The organism is Ruegeria sp. YTSA168 (genome assembly GCF_059610045.1).
This window is the reverse complement of record NZ_JBXWMW010000010.1, coordinates 39,860-55,653: the sequence shown is the minus strand read 5'-3', so window position 1 is coordinate 55,653 and position 15,794 is coordinate 39,860. Positions and strand designations below refer to the sequence as shown.

General features: G+C 57.0%; 15 protein-coding genes and 1 riboswitch. Of the genes, 7 read left to right on the top strand and 8 right to left on the bottom strand.

Annotated features, from left to right (window positions below; all coding sequences use genetic code 11):
• Positions 1-20 precede the first annotated feature (20 nt).
• On the top strand, positions 21-539 hold the full coding sequence (locus tag AC2FFE_RS16085; RefSeq protein ID WP_496820451.1) for a L,D-transpeptidase family protein: 519 nt from the start codon (positions 21-23) through the stop codon (positions 537-539).
• Here the strand turns inward: AC2FFE_RS16085 and AC2FFE_RS16080 are convergent.
• The 7 genes from AC2FFE_RS16080 to cysQ form a co-directional block, all read right to left on the bottom strand.
• A complete protein-coding gene (locus AC2FFE_RS16080; RefSeq protein WP_496847104.1) occupies positions 523-1,968 on the bottom strand; it encodes a sulfotransferase family 2 domain-containing protein in 1,446 nt (481 codons plus the stop codon). The two genes, AC2FFE_RS16085 and AC2FFE_RS16080, sit on opposite strands and share 17 nt — an antisense overlap.
• Before the next feature lie 6 nt (positions 1,969-1,974).
• The gene (locus tag AC2FFE_RS16075; RefSeq protein WP_496820453.1) at positions 1,975-3,675 is read right to left on the bottom strand and encodes a DUF5927 domain-containing protein; all 1,701 of its coding nucleotides are present in this window, start codon (positions 3,673-3,675) and stop codon (positions 1,975-1,977) included.
• Complete coding sequence (locus AC2FFE_RS16070; protein ID WP_496847137.1) at positions 3,672-4,658, bottom strand: glycosyltransferase family 2 protein; 987 nt, start codon at positions 4,656-4,658, stop codon at positions 3,672-3,674. The genes AC2FFE_RS16075 and AC2FFE_RS16070 overlap by 4 nt, the downstream gene beginning before the upstream one ends.
• A gap of 177 nt (positions 4,659-4,835) precedes the next feature.
• Complete coding sequence (locus AC2FFE_RS16065; RefSeq protein ID WP_496820456.1) at positions 4,836-5,882, bottom strand: glycosyltransferase family 2 protein; 1,047 nt, start codon at positions 5,880-5,882, stop codon at positions 4,836-4,838.
• A gap of 7 nt (positions 5,883-5,889) precedes the next feature.
• A complete protein-coding gene (gene galE, locus AC2FFE_RS16060; protein WP_496820457.1) occupies positions 5,890-6,873 on the bottom strand; it encodes a UDP-glucose 4-epimerase GalE in 984 nt (327 codons plus the stop codon).
• Positions 6,874-6,942: 69 nt separating this feature from the next.
• The gene (locus AC2FFE_RS16055; protein WP_496820458.1) at positions 6,943-7,743 is read right to left on the bottom strand and encodes a 3-deoxy-manno-octulosonate cytidylyltransferase family protein; all 801 of its coding nucleotides are present in this window, start codon (positions 7,741-7,743) and stop codon (positions 6,943-6,945) included.
• Positions 7,743-8,540: a 3'(2'),5'-bisphosphate nucleotidase CysQ gene (gene cysQ, locus AC2FFE_RS16050; protein WP_496820460.1), complete on the bottom strand. Its 798-nt coding sequence runs from the start codon at positions 8,538-8,540 to the stop codon at positions 7,743-7,745. Before cysQ ends, AC2FFE_RS16055 begins: the two co-directional genes overlap by 1 nt.
• Positions 8,541-8,662: 122 nt before the next feature.
• On the opposite strand from cysQ, the gene AC2FFE_RS16045 reads away from it, so the two are divergent.
• Positions 8,663-9,484: an ABC transporter permease gene (locus AC2FFE_RS16045; RefSeq protein WP_496820461.1), complete on the top strand. Its 822-nt coding sequence runs from the start codon at positions 8,663-8,665 to the stop codon at positions 9,482-9,484.
• Here the strand turns inward: AC2FFE_RS16045 and AC2FFE_RS16040 are convergent.
• Entirely contained in the window at positions 9,481-10,083 is a 603-nt protein-coding gene (locus tag AC2FFE_RS16040) for an alpha-ketoglutarate-dependent dioxygenase AlkB family protein (protein WP_496820462.1), read from the bottom strand. The genes AC2FFE_RS16045 and AC2FFE_RS16040 overlap by 4 nt on opposite strands.
• Positions 10,084-10,297: 214 nt before the next feature.
• Between AC2FFE_RS16040 and dnaK the strand changes: the two genes are divergently transcribed.
• The 5 genes from dnaK to thiS all read left to right on the top strand — a co-directional run bounded on the left by dnaK (position 10,298) and on the right by thiS (position 15,794).
• Positions 10,298-12,205, top strand: a complete 1,908-nt coding sequence (dnaK, locus tag AC2FFE_RS16035) for a molecular chaperone DnaK (RefSeq protein WP_496820464.1) — start codon at positions 10,298-10,300, stop codon at positions 12,203-12,205.
• Between the two features lie 74 nt (positions 12,206-12,279).
• A complete protein-coding gene (dnaJ, locus tag AC2FFE_RS16030; protein ID WP_496820465.1) occupies positions 12,280-13,428 on the top strand; it encodes a molecular chaperone DnaJ in 1,149 nt (382 codons plus the stop codon).
• A 262-nt stretch (positions 13,429-13,690) separates the two neighbouring features.
• Positions 13,691-13,795, top strand: a riboswitch (TPP riboswitch).
• 43 nt (positions 13,796-13,838) lie between these two features.
• On the top strand, positions 13,839-14,642 hold the full coding sequence (gene thiD, locus AC2FFE_RS16025; RefSeq protein WP_496820466.1) for a bifunctional hydroxymethylpyrimidine kinase/phosphomethylpyrimidine kinase: 804 nt from the start codon (positions 13,839-13,841) through the stop codon (positions 14,640-14,642).
• Positions 14,639-15,616: an FAD-dependent oxidoreductase gene (locus tag AC2FFE_RS16020; protein WP_496820467.1), complete on the top strand. Its 978-nt coding sequence runs from the start codon at positions 14,639-14,641 to the stop codon at positions 15,614-15,616. Before thiD ends, AC2FFE_RS16020 begins: the two co-directional genes overlap by 4 nt.
• The gene (gene thiS, locus AC2FFE_RS16015; protein WP_496820468.1) at positions 15,600-15,794 is read left to right on the top strand and encodes a sulfur carrier protein ThiS; all 195 of its coding nucleotides are present in this window, start codon (positions 15,600-15,602) and stop codon (positions 15,792-15,794) included. The genes AC2FFE_RS16020 and thiS overlap by 17 nt, the downstream gene beginning before the upstream one ends.

Genomic DNA, 15,794 nt, shown 5'->3' with positions numbered 1-15,794 from the left:
AGAGTAGCAGGCAGTGAAACATGGATCGTCGAGCATTTGGATTGGGTGCGATGGCAACGCTAAGCCTTTCGGCTTGTGCCTCAGCCAGCCCTAGAATTCTATCTTACAACGGGCCCGAAGTGACCTCTTTGGTTGTCAACAAGGGTGCGCGGAAGCTGTATCTTCTGCACAACGAACAGATACTTCGGGAATATGAAGTTGATCTGGGCTTTGCGCCGAGGGGCACCAAAACCCGGCGTGGTGATGGCCGGACACCCGAAGGGACATATCTGATCGACCGCCGCAACCCACGCAGCCGGTATCATCTGTCCTTGGGTATTTCCTATCCAAACTCGGCTGATATCGCCAAGGCCAAAGCTGCCGGGGTCGATCCGGGCGGGGATATCTTTATCCACGGTCAGCCGAACCTGCGGTCTGAATTCAAGCGTGCGAAAAAGACGCCGGATTGGACGGCAGGCTGTATCGCGGTCAAGAATGACGAGATGGAAGAGATCTACGCGATGGTCAATCGGGGTACTTTGATCACCCTGCGGGCCTGACCGGGCGCCATTTGTCAAACCCGAACTGATCAAAGTCGCGCTGGTAGGTTTCGACCGCCAGCGCCTGCAACCTGTCATCACAGATTTGATGCAGAGAAAACGGTGTTTCCCCTGCGCTGTCCTGCGGCGTTGGCGGATTGTCATGACCCATGTTTCGCGCCAGATCGGGTAGGGCGGTTGCCAGCTCATCCTCGCGCAGGATCAGGTCAGGCATGGCGAAGGTCGATATCCCCTCCAGTGCTTGTGCCTGGGTGCACCAGCTTGCATCCACGCGGATTGGGGTTTGGCCTGCAAGGTTGTGGCGCAGAAAGGTCAGGAAGGCGGAAAATGCCTCATAGTGCTGATCTTGGGAGTAATTCTTTTCGCGTACCTGCCCCGGGATTGGCAGCTTGAACCGATTGCGTAACAGGGTGCGGATGTCCTCAAAACACTCCGGCCCTTTGTTCAGGATATGAGTGCAGAACGCACTGTGGGCACGTGCCAGGGGATGGCGTAGCACCGTGAATTTGCGGTGACCGGGCGAAGATCGCATCCAATCGAGGATCGCATCGGGGGTCAGATTTGTGTGCAATGCACCGGCATCCACACCGTCCAGTGCGGCCACCCACTGCTGCACAACCGGATCGACACCACTACGCAGGGGCATGTAAATCAGCGGTGTTTTGGCCGCGATGATGTATCTATCCATCGCAGGATCGCGCTTGGGTTCGAAATTCGGGCTGCGCGTAATGGACAGCAGGTCCAGCCCGGATAGTGCTTTTTGCATTTCGTCCGGGTTGGTGACTTTCGATACAGCTGGTGCCGGGTTTTGTGGTTTCAGTCGGTCATCCAATTGGCCTAGCCTTGACGAAACCCCCAGCCAGGCGGCGAGGCCGTTCAGAATGCTCAGATCGGTCAGGTCTTTGTAATCAATGTAGAACGCGGTCTGACCGGTGCGTTGTATATGGGTGCGCAGACGGGACTGAAACCCATAGTGTTGATCCAGATAGTCAGAGAACTCGGGCCCGTCGAAGACAACTTGGGCCTCAAGCCGTCGTTTGATGTTCTTTAGCTGCCACTGCTTGGTTTCGAGCACGATCTTGAGCGACAGATAGCTGTCCAGCGGATTGCGGGTCAGGATGATTTTGGCACAACGTGGATCGTTCAGGGCCGGTTCCAGCACTCTGGGATCATGGTCCTGAAAATAACGGAAGCCGTTCAACGCATTGGGGTCAGAGCGCATCGCCTCAATCAACTGTGCGGGATCCTTATCCCTTTGTTCCAGAGTTATGCCCAGCACATCCTGCGCTTTGACGCGACCGATGAAATGCGGATTGAAGGCTTCGCCATGGCAGGTGATGCTATCCAGCACGTTCAGATTGGCCTCGAGCAGGTTCGAACCCGTGCGCATGGCGGCCAGTATAACGAAGTAGTCAAACGGTCGGGTCATCGGCCATCACTGAACCAGATAGGGCTTTCGGAACGGTTTGGTCTGGGTTCCAAACACGTCATCCGCAGGGAAATCACCCATCAGTTTCGGGTGCATTCCCTGGTTTTTCAGGTTCTGCAGAAACTGACCAAAGCCGGACAGATCGACCATTGTGGGCGCTTCGGTCAGGTGGCTGGGCATCTGGGTGCCGATTTCATCAATGATGGTTTGTAGCGGTTCCATTGGCGCTTCGACAAAGTCCGACAAGGTCCAGCTGCGCACATTGGCCTTGGTCCAGACCGAGGTCAGAACCTCAATCTGCTTGGTTTCAATCTGTTGCAGGCGTGCGGCCTCGGACCTGATATCGGCGAAGTTCAGGTTTGATCGGAACAGCGGAATCGCCCAGGCACCGGTAATGACCGAGATTTGCGCATTTCGATCCCGTGCCATGAACCAGTTGATGTCTTGGGTGTCGTTCGGCCCGAATTGAAAGCATTGGCGCTCACCGCGTGTATTCCAGACCAGATTCGACAGAAACGCTGTGGGATTGTAATCGCGCAATGTCGCGTCGTCGCTCAACGCACCATTGGTGATGGTCTGGCCCTTGGAAAATTCGGCACGATCAGGGCCAAACAGATGACCATGCACCCGGGCACCCGTCGCGGCCTCTAGCCAGATCTCGAAATCCTCGAATAAATCGGTGAAACCCTGAAACATCGAGTAAGCCGATGAGGTCAGGCCGTTCTCGCTGCCATGTTTGGGAAAGCGGCTTTGCATGTACAGCCCATCGCGACCATGGGTTCGACGCTCGACCGCTTTGGCAAAGACCCGGTCGATCTTGCCGGGGTTGGGCTCTGCCGGTCGCATTGCGCCGGACTGATCTGTGAGAAAGGTTTGATACAAACGATCTGCGCGCCACCAGATCTTGCGTGCCACAAAGCAATCAGAGCGGCGGAGCAATTGCAGGTGGTCGTCATAGAAGATGTGCGGACGCCCCTGATAGTCGAATTTCGACAACGTCAGCGAGCGACTTTCGATATGGGTCGAATAGAGCCGTGCCAAGGTCTGAAAATAGCTTTCATCCGGTATCCAGACATGCCTGAAATAACGATCATAGGTTTTACGTTTCGGGTCCTGAAGAATCGCAGAGAGTGTCTGGCGGGTCAGGCACCACCACTGGCTGCCCATATGGGGCATCAGGCCATCGGGAATTTGGCGGCGCAGCCCCAGGGCGCGCTGCAGCCTGACATAGGTATCGAATAGTTTCCGATGTTTGCGCCAGGAAAACGGAAAACGCAGCGTGAAACGTTCATGATCCAACCCGCCAATGGTCCAGCTGACATCAGCGGTGGTTGCACTTTCAATGAAGTCCACACGGGGGCGATCGGACAGGTAGCTTACAAGCTCCTGCACCGGGCGCAGGGGTAGGCAGGACCCGGAGGACAGAAACACATGCCGCACATCCGGAAACTGTTCCAACATCTGTTCAGAGGCCGCTTGCGTTCCTGCGACGATGCCCCAGCCGCCCCAGTCGCATTTGTGACGTTTGGAAAACGCGATCAGGGGGTCGTCGGCGCAAGAGGCAGCGAATTCCGAATATACGTGGTCCGGGACCTTCAGGTCCACATGGATCACAACGGGACAGCCTGCATCGGTCCAATGCCGCGCCACCTGTTCGGCGCGATCCAGGGCTGTGTGAACCAGCATAACGACGCCCAGAGAGCTCATGCCCAGTTTCCTTTTGACATGAGGCCCAGAATTTCAAGCTGTCGCCAATTGATATAGGTTTCCGAAAAATCGCACCAGAACACCGGCTTTTCATCCAGTTGTTCGGCATAGGCCTTGTATTCGCCTGATCCGCGATAATGCTGCCCGCGCTGCAATTCTTCGCGGGCCTTATCGCCTAGCGTATTGATAAGCTTGGCATGCAGCAGCGCGCCGCTGGTCTTTTCACCGCCCCATTCATCGTAGACTTGGTTCAGGCCTCGTGGCAGCAAGGAATGGGTCGAGCTGACATAGACATAGCGCCGGTCCCATTTCACCAGGGGGATTTTGTTCAATGCCGGCGCCTTTGAGGGATTGTCGCCAAAGAACACACGCGCCCGCGCGCCGCCTTGAATCCAGAGGTTATTGTATTCGGGGTTCTTGGTGATCATGTAGTTGCCCGCATCGAACCAGCGCGCAATCTCGAACGGGTCCTGCCCTTCGTGATAGGGTTCATCCTCGACGGGGCCTTGGGGGTACATATCAATCAGCATGGTGCCGAAACTGCGCACAGCACTGCCATCCAGCCAATCGGTCAGGGCCCGGATCGGGCGGGTATCGCAGAACGGGTAGATAAAGAATTCATCCGGGTCGACGGTCAGAACCCAGTGTTTATGGGCATATTTGCGCAGCAGGTAGTTCGACCAATCCAGCCCAAACCCTGCGCGCTTATAGCTGGTTCTTGTACGCCAGACCGAGACATCCGGCTGTGCCCGAAGGAATTCGAAGCTGCCGTCATCGCTGTCATTGTCGACAAACAGAAAGTGATCGATGCCCAGCTTGCGGTAGTATTCCAGAAAATACGGCAGGCGGATTTTTTCGTTGCGCACAACGCTCATCAACAGGATATCGTTGCGCCGAATAGCGGCGGTGTTGTTGCTGGCGGGTTCAAGCTCGCGTCGACGGCGCAGACAGCGCAAAATACGGCGCTTGCGCCGCAATCTCATCCGATACGAATCCAACAGGCTCACGCGTTTAGCCTACCCTTATTGTGACGCGAGCATTCACCGCCCCTTTTCAAAAAAGGGCCGGGATTATGCTAAGTTATGTCATCTTTGCATATTGCAGGGCAATGGATTTAGAACCGGTTAGCAGAAAACATGACATATATGTGTATGTATTCGTCATGGCTGCCATCCTCCGGCATTCATTAACCCCAATGTTTCGAGCTGTTCCCACCCTTCAAATGGCGCCGATTGCTTTGTCCAAAGGGTTGGGCCATCAATGATCCCATCATAGTACGACCCGAACTGATCGGGGTCGTGAAAGTGCTGGCGGCGCTGTTTTTCGATCTGAGATTTCTCGATGATTTCAGGCAGGAACTTGGTGTGCAGCAAAACGCCAGAAGGTGCCTCCCCGCCGGGCCCGTCATAGGCCGCGTTCAGTTGCCGCGGCAGGGCTGAGTGGCAAGAATTCACATAGGCATAACGTCGGCACCAGCGCACCAGAGGAATCTTGTTGAGTGTTGGTGACCGTTGGCGCGTTTTTGCAAAAAACATGCGCTCACGCGCCCCGCCCTGAACCCAAAGATTACCCATAGGGCTTTGGTGCTGGGCGCGATAGGGGGCTGCGTCGAACCAGTTCAACACGGTTGTTGGGTCGGTTGTTGGGTCATAGCTCTGATCCCCCAGTGCACCTTTTGGATAAAGGTCCAGCATCAGTGCTCCAAAGGCCCGGTGCTGGTTCTGGTCAAGCCATGCGGTCAGATCATGCAGGGTCTGTGTCTCGTGATGGGCGTAGATCAACAGCTCATCCGCATCGACCATCAGGCACCAATGCCCATGGCCGTATCGCATTTGCAGCAAGGTCAGCCAGTCCAGCCCATAGCGAGACGCGCGATAGCTCGCATGGGTTTGCCAGAGCGAGACATCATGCTGATCCAGCAGCAATTCGGTCGAGCGATCGTCGCTGCCATTGTCGACGATCAGAAAGTGATCAACGCCCAACTGCCGATAATGGTGCAGAAACCACGGGATCCGGGTGATTTCATTGCGCAGCGTGGTAACCGCCAGGATGTTGCCGGGTTTGATTTTAGAGGTCTGATTGTTCAGACTGGTCAGTTGATGGCGGCTGCGCCAGGATCGCAGCAACAGGCGGCGACGTTTCCAGCGCAGGCGGTACGCGTCAGCCCATCCAATCCGGGGCAGGGTCTGCGGCGAAGCGCCGCTCAATCCCGCCTCATTGGTCGTAATGTCCGTTCTGATGCCAACGCCAGGCATCGGCAATCATCGTCTCTAACGTTGATCTTTTGGGCTTCCAGCCCAGTTCGGCTTCGGCGCGGACTGAGCCTGAAACCAACTTGGTGCAATCGCCCTCGCGGCGGGCTCCGACCGTGTAAGGCACGGCTCGGTTGGTCACTGCTTTGGAATGCTCGATCACCTCAAGAACCGAAAAGCCCGATCCGGTGCCCAGGTTGAAGACCTGACTGCCCTTGTCCTGTTCCAGCCAGTTCAACCCTAGCACATGGGCGTCGACCAGATCGCAGACGTGGACATAATCGCGGATGCAGGTGCCGTCCGGCGTATCGTAATCCGTGCCGAACACGGTCAGACCGTCCCGTTTGCCGTCGATTGCATCTAGCATCAAAGGTACAAGATGCGTCTCAGGGCGGTGGAACTCGCCCACCTCACCTTCCGGGTCTGCGCCTGCCACATTAAAATAGCGGAAGATCACATGGCGCAGGCCATGGGCGGCCTCGAAATCGCGTAAGATATCTTCGATAGCGCGTTTTGAAGCGCCATAAGCGTTCAGCGGGTGCTGTGATGTGGTCTCATCCAGAACCACATTGTCATGCTCGCCATAGGTGGCACAGGTCGATGAGAACACAAAATCCAGACATCCCGCCGCGACCGCAGCCTCGATCAAGTTCAGGGAGCCGGTCACGTTGTTGGACCAGTATTTGCCCGGTTCCGCCATCGCCTCGCCCACCTGGCTAAGCGCGGCGAAATGCATCACGGCGCCTGGCTGGTATTTGGCGAACACCTCATCCAAACGGGTGCGATCCAGCAGGTCGCCTTGTTCGAACGGCCCGAACTTGACTGCATCCTGCCAGCCTGTGATCAGGTTGTCATAGGTCACGGGAACATACCCCGCCTGCGACAACGCCTTGCAAGCATGGGATCCGATATAGCCAGCGCCACCGGTGACAAGAACAGTTTTCATGTGCGATCCATGGTGTCAGGGTTGGGCGTTCCTACGCCATCTTGAGTTTGGGGTCAGGGGGAAAAGAGGTCACTCCAGCCCCATAGCGGCCATCATCTCTTCGATTTTGGGCACGTCCTCGGGGTTGTTCAGCTCCCAGAATTGGCGACCTTTGGCTTCAACCTCGACACACAGCACTTTGCGCCCATTTTCCATGAAGCGCAGCTGTTCCAGACCTTCCAACTGTTCCAGCGGGCCCGTTGGCCAGCCAGGATAGGCGGCCAGGGCGTCCGGCCGATAGGCATAGACACCCACGTGGTGATAAACCGGAGTTGGCGCATCGCCAGAAAATGTGTCCGAGGTGAAAGGAACGACTTCTTTCGAGAAATACATCGCGCTGTGGTCTTGGGCGAACACCGCCGTGGTGCCGCCAACGCGCCCCTGTTTGCGGTCGTTCAACAGGCTGTTCAGGGCACCGCCGTCACAGCGCAGAACCGGGGTCGCCACGCCGGCATCAGGTGCTGCGCGCAGGCCGGTGATCAGGTCTTCGACAAACCACTGCGGGGTCAGGGGCGCATCACCTTGCAGGTTGACGATGATGTCGTACCCGCCGCCCAGGACCGCATGTGCCTCGGCACAGCGTTCGGTGCCGTTCTGGCAGGTTTCCGACGTCATGACGACCTCGGCCCCGAACCCTTCGGCGGCGGTGCGGATGCGCTCATCGTCGGTGGCCACGACCACCTTGTCCACGCCCGAAACCGAACAGGCGGCGCGCCAGGATCGTTCGATCAGCGTCATCGCCTGACCGGTTGCACCGGTCAGCGGCACCAAAGGTTTGCCGGGATATCGGGTCGAGGCATAGCGGGCCGGGATGGCGATCAGAACAGACATCAGGCGTCTTTCAGCTCTACACCCGGAGCGTAGGCGATGAAGAACGGGTTCGCATAACCGTCCTTGCCATAGGTCAGCGGGGTATGATCGTCGAACCGGACCACCTGACCGCCCGCGCCTGACAGAACTGCATGGCCGGCTGCGGTGTCCCATTCCATGGTGCGACCAACGCGCGGGTAGATATCCGCCTCACCCGTGGCCACCAGGCAGAATTTCAGCGACGATCCCGCGCTTTTGCTGTCCTGCACCTGGTATTTGTTGATGTAGTCATCCGTCGCCTGATCCCGGTGGGATTTTGATGCCACCACCAAAAGCGCGGAATTGTCTGGGTCTGAGACCGAGATCGGCGTGACCTCACCGGGTTGAGCTTTGTCCAATTTGCCGGTTTCTTCCACCGCCTGCCCATCAGCCTGCGTATAGAACATCCGACTGCGCGCCGGAGCATAGACAACGCCGCGTGTGGGAACGCCGTTTTCAACCAACGCAATATTGACGGTGAAATCACCACGGCGGTTGATGAATTCCTTGGTACCATCCAACGGATCAACGATCAGGAAGGTATCCCCTTTGGTCAAATGCGACGCTGCCTGTTCTTCGGTAACCAGCAAGATATCCGGGAAGGCTGCGCGCAGCCCTTTGGAAATCAAGGCGTCGGCGGCTTCGTCCGCCTCGGTCACGGGGCTTTCATCTGATTTGACCTTCACGTCGAAATCATCCGCCTGGTAGATCTCCATGATCTTGTCGCCAGCTTCCAGGGCCAGACGTCGGATGACGGGGATAAGCGCATCGTAGGTCACAAAAATGCTCCGTTTACATGGTTTGTTGATCCAAATCTCTGACGGACTTATGATGCGCCGGTTACCGAACGGCAAGGTATTCGTGCCAGTTTGAGGGCAACAAAACAGGAAAGACCCCTCGCGTGTTTTATTTCAAGCGCAGTCAATCGTTGCTGGGCAGCGCCTTTACCACCGCAGAACTGGTGTTCCACGGCGTGGTGCGCGACGTGCGAACGCAACACTCAAATGCCGTGATCGCGATCTTGATCAACATTGTGCAGATCGTTCTGATGGCGATGGTGTTTTATCTGATTATGTCATTCATGGGTGCACGGGTTGCCAAGATCAGGGGTGAGTTCATCCTGTATCTCTTGTCGGGTATCTTTTTATTCATGGTTCATACCCAGTCGGTGGGTAGTGTTGCGAAACTGGGCGGCAAGAACAATCCGATGATGCAGCACTCGCCGATGAATGCGATGGTCATGATTTTGGCCGCTGCGTTCGGCACGCTTTATAAGCAAATGATGTCAATCTTGGTCATCTTGTTTATCTACAGCGTGGCCGTTGCACCGCTAGAGATACAGCACCCAGGCGGCGCCTTTGGAATGTTGATCCTGGCCTGGTTTACCGGATGTGCCGTGGGCTTGGTTTTCATGGCACTCAAGCCGTGGTTTCCGACAACATCGATGATGCTCAGCAATGTGTACCGACGCATGAATATGGTCTTTTCTGGTAAGATGTTCGTCGCCAACGCGCTGGGCGGGGCAATCCTGATGATGTTTGCCTGGAACCCGTTGTTTCACCTTATTGATCAGTGTCGTGGGTTCGTGTTCCGAAATTATTATCCCCGCAACACAAGCTGGGAATACGCCTTTTGGGTTGGGATCGCGCTGTTGATGATCGGATTGTTAGGCGAGTTCTTTTCCCGCAAACATATGTCCCAAAGCTGGGATGCCCGCCGCTAACGCGCCACGCGCAGGGTCAGGTTGATCCGTCCGCCCTTTGGTAACAAACGGGATGATCCGGGCCTGATCCGATCAATGCCGTGATAGGTCAGCCGGGCCGGGCCGCCCATGATCACCACATCGCCAGAGCTTAACCAAACAGATTCAGTCTTGCCGCCGCGCGTTGCATTGCCGATGCGAAACAGGGCGTCATCCCCCAGCGAGATTGAAAGGACCGGCCAAGAGAAATCCGCCTCGTCCTTGTCCTGATGCAGGCCCATTTTGGCGCTGTTGTCATAGTAATTGATCAGGCAGCAATCGGGTTCACGTTCGGGGCTGACCAGATCGTGCCAGACGGTCAGGATGGGTTCGGGTATCTTGGGCCATTTTCCACCTTTGGGGTGGTGATCCTGATACCGATAGCCTGACCTGTCAGTGACCCAACCCAGCGCCCCGGCCGAGGTCATACGCACCGACATCTCCTTGCCAGACGGTGTCACGGGCCGCACCAGAGGTGCGGCTTTCAGAATCGGGCGCAATGCGTCGATCAGTCGGGTCTGATCGACACCGTCCAGATGCCCCTTCCTGATATCGAACCCCCGCAAAAGCAGCCGTGTCATCCCCGATTCCCCATTCGTTACCAAATCCTTGCCAAAAAAGGCCGCAGATTCCCGAAAACCTGCGATTCTGAGTGCTTGCAGGCCATTGGTCCGGACCTTATATACGCCGGGACGCGCGATGGTGTAGTGCTGTCGCGCACATCAGATCGGGGACAGGATGCCATAACGGGTCCGGCCCTCGGGACATCGCCTTGAAGAGAAAGGGATTGCAAAAATGGGAAAAGTAATCGGGATTGACCTTGGAACCACAAACTCGTGTGTGGCCATCATGGATGGCTCGCAGCCGAAGGTCATCGAAAACGCCGAAGGGGCGCGGACCACGCCCTCGATCGTCGCCTTCACCGAAGAAGAGCGTCTGGTCGGTCAGCCTGCAAAACGTCAGGCGGTCACTAACCCCGACAACACGATCTTTGGCGTCAAGCGCCTGATCGGTCGTCGTGTGGATGATGCCGAAGTCGAAAAAGACAAGAAAATGGTGCCCTATGCCATCGTTGATGGCGGAAATGGCGACGCCTGGGTGGAAGCCCGCGGTGAAAAGTACTCTCCAAGCCAAATCTCGGCCTTCACTCTGGGCAAGATGAAGGAAACTGCCGAGAGCTATCTGGGTGAGGAAGTCACGCAAGCCGTCATCACCGTTCCGGCCTATTTCAATGACGCCCAGCGTCAGGCCACTAAGGACGCCGGCAAGATCGCCGGTCTGGAAGTCCTGCGGATCATCAACGAACCGACAGCTGCCGCGCTCGCCTATGGCCTGGACAAGGAAGAAACCCAAACCATCGCGGTCTATGACCTTGGTGGTGGTACCTTCGACGTGACCATTTTGGAAATCGACGACGGCCTGTTCGAGGTTAAGTCGACCAATGGCGACACCTTCCTGGGTGGTGAAGACTTTGACATGCGGATCGTCAACTACCTGGCGGATGAGTTCAAAAAGGAACACGGTGTCGATCTGTCCAGCGACAAAATGGCCCTGCAGCGTCTGAAAGAAGCCGCTGAGAAAGCCAAGATCGAGCTGTCCTCGACCTCGCAGACCGAGATCAATCAGCCGTTCATATCGATGGGCTCGAATGGTCAGCCACTGCACATGGTCATGAAACTGACCCGTGCCAAGCTGGAATCGCTGGTTGCGGACCTGATCAAGAAGTCGATGAAGCCATGCGCCGCTGCTCTGAAAGATGCTGGTCTGTCGGCTGCTGACGTGGACGAAGTTGTTCTGGTCGGTGGTATGACCCGGATGCCGAAAGTGATCGAAGAGGTCACCAAATTCTTTGGCAAAGAGCCCCACAAAGGCGTGAACCCGGACGAAGTGGTTGCCATGGGCGCTGCCATTCAGGCCGGTGTTCTGCAGGGCGATGTCAAAGATGTGGTTCTGCTGGACGTGACCCCGCTATCGTTGGGCATCGAGACGCTGGGTGGCGTGTTCACTCGTCTGATCGACCGCAATACGACCATTCCGACCAAGAAGTCTCAGGTCTTCTCGACCGCCGAGGACAACCAGAACGCCGTGACCATCCGCGTGTTCCAGGGTGAACGTGAAATGGCCGCGGACAACAAGATCCTGGGTCAATTCAACCTCGAAGACATCCCGCCCGCACCGCGCGGCATGCCCCAGATCGAGGTGACCTTCGACATCGATGCCAACGGCATTGTCTCGGTTTCCGCCAAGGACAAAGGCACTGGAAAAGAGCAGAAGATCACCATCCAGGCCTCGGGTGGTCTGTCGGATGAAGATATCGACAAGATGGTCAAGGACGCCGAAGAGAACGCGGAAGCTGATAAGGAACGCCGCGAGCTGGTCGACGCCAAGAACCAGGCGGAAAGCTTGATCCACTCGACCGAGAAGTCGATGGAAGAGCATGCAGACAAGGTCGACCCGACCACCATCGAAGCCATCGAGTTGGCGATTGCCGCACTGAAGGACGAGCTGGAAACTGAAAATGCTGACAAGATCAAGTCCGGCATCCAGAACGTTACCGAAGCGGCCATGAAGCTAGGTGAAGCCATCTACAAGGCGCAAGCTGAAGAAGGCGAGGACGAGCCTGCCGCGGCAGATGAAGCACCTGCCGATGATGACATCGTCGACGCCGAGTTCGAAGATCTGGACGACGACAAGCGTAAATAACGGGTAACCGGGCCAATTCGGGCCGGTCCGGTCATCGGGCCGGCCCGATTACGTTGAGGCAGAAGGAAACACTGATGTCAAAACGCGACTATTACGATGTGCTCGGCGTGTCCAAGGGCGCATCGGCGGACGAAATTAAAAAGGGTTTTCGCAAGAAAGCCAAGGAATTGCATCCCGACCGCAACAAGGACAACCCGGATGCTGAGGCGCAGTTCAAAGAAGCGAACGAAGCCTATGACGTGCTGAAGGACGCTGAACGCAAAGCCGCTTACGACCGGTTCGGCCATGCTGCCTTTGAAAACGGCATGGGAGGTGGCGGTCGACCTGGCGGTGGCTTTGGACAGGGCGATTTCTCGAACGCATTTTCTGATGTGTTCGACGATCTGTTCGGCGATTTCATGGGTGGCCAGCGGGGTGGCGGCGGTGGCCGACGCGCGGCACGCGGCTCCGACTTGCGTTACAACCTGCGCGTAACGCTGGAAGAGGCCTATGCAGGCCTGCAAAAAACCATCAACGTACCTGCCGCTGTAGCCTGTTCGTCTTGTGACGGAACCGGGGCCGAGGGCGGCGCCGAGCCTGTAACCTGCCCTACCTGTTCCGGCATGGGTAAAGTGCGCGCTCAGCAAGGGTTCTTTACCGTTGAACGCACATGCCCTACCTGTTCCGGCCTGGGTCAGATCATCAAAAACCCGTGTAAGGTCTGTAGCGGCTCAGGCCGGGTGGAAAAAGAACGCGCCCTGTCGGTGAACATCCCCGCTGGTGTCGAAACCGGAACCCGCATTCGTCTGGCGGGTGAAGGCGAGGCTGGCATGCGCGGTGGTCCCCCGGGTGATCTCTATATCTTTGTCGAAGTCTCCGATCACAAATTGTTCGAGCGTGACAGCGTAAACCTCTACTGCCGCGTCCCGGTCAGCATGGCCAAAGCCGCGCTGGGCGGATCGATCGAAGTTCCGACAATTGACGGCGGTCGAGGTCGGGTGCAAATCCCGGCGGGCAGCCAGTCAGGTCGCCAGATGCGCCTGCGTGGCAAGGGCATGCCAGCGCTACGCGGCGGCGGTGTCGGGGACATGTTCATCGAACTGGCGGTGGAGACCCCGGTCAATCTGACAAGCCGCCAGAAAGAGCTTTTGCGTGAGTTTGACGATCTTGGTGAGGATAACCATCCGGAATCAAAAAGCTTTTTCTCATCCGTCAAGTCCTTCTGGGACGGCATGAAAAGCTAAAGCAGAAAATGAGCCGTTCCAAACTGGGGGGCCTTTGTGCATTTAGGGGGCTCTGCCCCCGCCGCCTTGCGGGCGTCTCCCCCGGGATATTTAGAGCCAGATGAAGTTTGGATCCCCTGCTTCATCTGGCCAGAAATATCCCGGAGCGCGAGGCAGAGCCTCGCATGAATTCAACGTCAATTGGTCTTATTTCCTTGTCGGATGTGGACATATGACCCGCCGATTGATGCTTGATTTCTGTGGCCTGCCCTGAGATTGTCCTGATCAACCGTTGGGGTGCCCTGATTGCAGGGCTGAGAGGCGCGCGCGTCAACCCATCGAACCTGATCCGGGCAATACCGGCGGAGGGAACGGTCTAACGCAAACAGACGTTTTCCATGCCCGGTTGCCCAAGTAAGTGGAGCAACGACGTGGTACCAATTGCTTTGACTATTGCAGGATCCGACAGCGGCGGCGGCGCGGGGATTCAGGCCGATCTCAAGGCGATGTCGGCATTGGGCGTGTTTGGCTCTAGCGTAATCACCGCGGTCACCGCGCAAAACACGCAGGCTGTAACGGCTGTGCATGGTATTCCGCTGGATGTGATCACCGCTCAGATCGACGCCGTGTTGAGCGATTTGGATGTTCGGGCCATCAAGATCGGTATGTTGGCAACGCCCGAGATCATTCGGACTGTTGCTGAAGGGATCGCAGGGTTTGGCGGCCCTGTCGTACTGGACCCAGTAATGGTGGCAAAATCCGGTGATGCTTTGTTGGCGCTAGAGGCGGTTCAGATCTTGCGTGAGGTTCTGCTGCCGCGCGCGACGATCCTGACCCCGAATCTGCCCGAGGCGGCGTGTCTGCTTGATCAGCGCAGCGCGGCTACACCCGCAGAGATGGCTGCTCAGGGCAAAGCGCTGTGCGCGCTGGGTGCGGGGGCGGTTTTGATGAAGGGCGGTCATGGCGAGGGTGATATCTGCCACGATCTGCTGATCGACCAAACGGGTGTGATTGCCGAATTTCAGGCGCCACGGCAAAATACAAAGAACACGCATGGAACTGGCTGCACGCTGTCGTCTTCAATTGCTGCCGGTTTGGCTAAAAGTCTGTCTTTGACCGAGGCAGTGGGCCTGGCGCATGACTATTTGCAGGGTGCGATTGCTCAGGCAGATACACTAAAGATTGGAGCGGGCCACGGTCCGGTGCATCACTTCCACCGGATGTGGTCTGCGTGATGATCTGGTCCGTCATAGGGGCCGGTGTGGCGGGGCTGTCCGTTGCCAGCGAGTTGACCGCACGTGGGGCGAAGGTGCAGGTGTACGATCCCAAAGGCCCGCCCGGCCCGCATGGTTGTTCCTGGTGGGCAGGGGGCATGTTAGCGCCCTGGTGTGAATATGAAAACGCCGAAGAACCGGTTCTGCGACTGGGCCAAGAGGCTATCGCGTGGTGGGCGGATCGTACCGGCGTGAACCGGTGTGGTACGTTAATCGTTGCGAGCACTCGGGATGTGCCTGACTTACGGCGTTTCGCGCGCCGGACGGAGGCATTTTGTGAGGTAGACAAGGCAAAAATAGCCCAATTAGAGCCTGATTTGTATGGATTCAGCAAAGGGTTGTACTTTGAACAAGAGGCGCATCTTGATCCCCGGAAAGCGCTGAGTGATTTATATCAGAACCTGAACGACCGAGGCGTGGTGTTTCATCACAAGCCCGCGCCGGCGCAGCTGGAGAATGCAATTGACTGCCGGGGTCTTCAGGCGCGGGATGCTTTGCCTGATCTACGCGGCGTAAAGGGCGAGATGTTGGTCGTGCGGTGCCCGGATGTGACCTTGACGCGCCCGGTGCGCCTGCTGCATCCACGCATACCGCTTTACATCGTGCCGCGCGGGGACGGCATCTACATGCTGGGCGCAACGATGATCGAAAGCGAAGACAGCAGCCGGATCACCGCCCGGTCGATGCTGGAACTGCTGAGTGCCGCATACGCGCTGAACCCCGCCTTTGGTGAAGCTGAGGTATTGGAAATCGGCGTCGATCTGCGCCCGGCTTTCCCTGATAACCTGCCACGCATTCGGCGTTTGGGCGGGACGATCTATGCCAACGGGCTTTACCGCCACGGCTATTTGCTGGCCCCTGCTCTGGCACAGGGCGTGGCCGATCTGGCGCTTGAGAACAAACATTCGGAGATGGTCGATGAAGATCGTGCTTAATGGCGAGCCACGCGACGTGTGTGCCCAAACCTTATCGGACCTGCTGCAAGAATGCGGATTCTCAGGCCGCGTCGCAACGGCAGTGAATGAGGAATTCGTGCCTTCCAGCCTGCGCATTGCCCATGCTTTGAACGACAATGATCGGGTCGAGATTCTGTCACCCATGCAAGGGGGTTAG

What these genes read in the sequence shown, in the direction of transcription:
- AC2FFE_RS16055 (WP_496820458.1), bottom strand. Translation starts at nt 7,743, where the DNA reads ATGTCTGTTCTGATCGCCATCCCGGCCCGCTATGCCTCGACCCGATAT.
- AC2FFE_RS16080 (WP_496847104.1), bottom strand. Translation starts at nt 1,968, where the DNA reads ATGACCCGACCGTTTGACTACTTCGTTATACTGGCCGCCATGCGCACG.
- AC2FFE_RS16085 (WP_496820451.1), top strand. Translation starts at nt 21, where the DNA reads ATGGATCGTCGAGCATTTGGATTGGGTGCGATGGCAACGCTAAGCCTT.
- AC2FFE_RS16070 (WP_496847137.1), bottom strand. Translation starts at nt 4,658, where the DNA reads ATGAGATTGCGGCGCAAGCGCCGTATTTTGCGCTGTCTGCGCCGTCGA.
- dnaK (WP_496820464.1), top strand. Translation starts at nt 10,298, where the DNA reads ATGGGAAAAGTAATCGGGATTGACCTTGGAACCACAAACTCGTGTGTG.
- galE (WP_496820457.1), bottom strand. Translation starts at nt 6,873, where the DNA reads ATGAAAACTGTTCTTGTCACCGGTGGCGCTGGCTATATCGGATCCCAT.
- dnaJ (WP_496820465.1), top strand. Translation starts at nt 12,280, where the DNA reads ATGTCAAAACGCGACTATTACGATGTGCTCGGCGTGTCCAAGGGCGCA.
- thiS (WP_496820468.1), top strand. Translation starts at nt 15,600, where the DNA reads ATGAAGATCGTGCTTAATGGCGAGCCACGCGACGTGTGTGCCCAAACC.
- AC2FFE_RS16075 (WP_496820453.1), bottom strand. Translation starts at nt 3,675, where the DNA reads ATGAGCTCTCTGGGCGTCGTTATGCTGGTTCACACAGCCCTGGATCGC.
- AC2FFE_RS16040 (WP_496820462.1), bottom strand. Translation starts at nt 10,083, where the DNA reads ATGACACGGCTGCTTTTGCGGGGGTTCGATATCAGGAAGGGGCATCTG.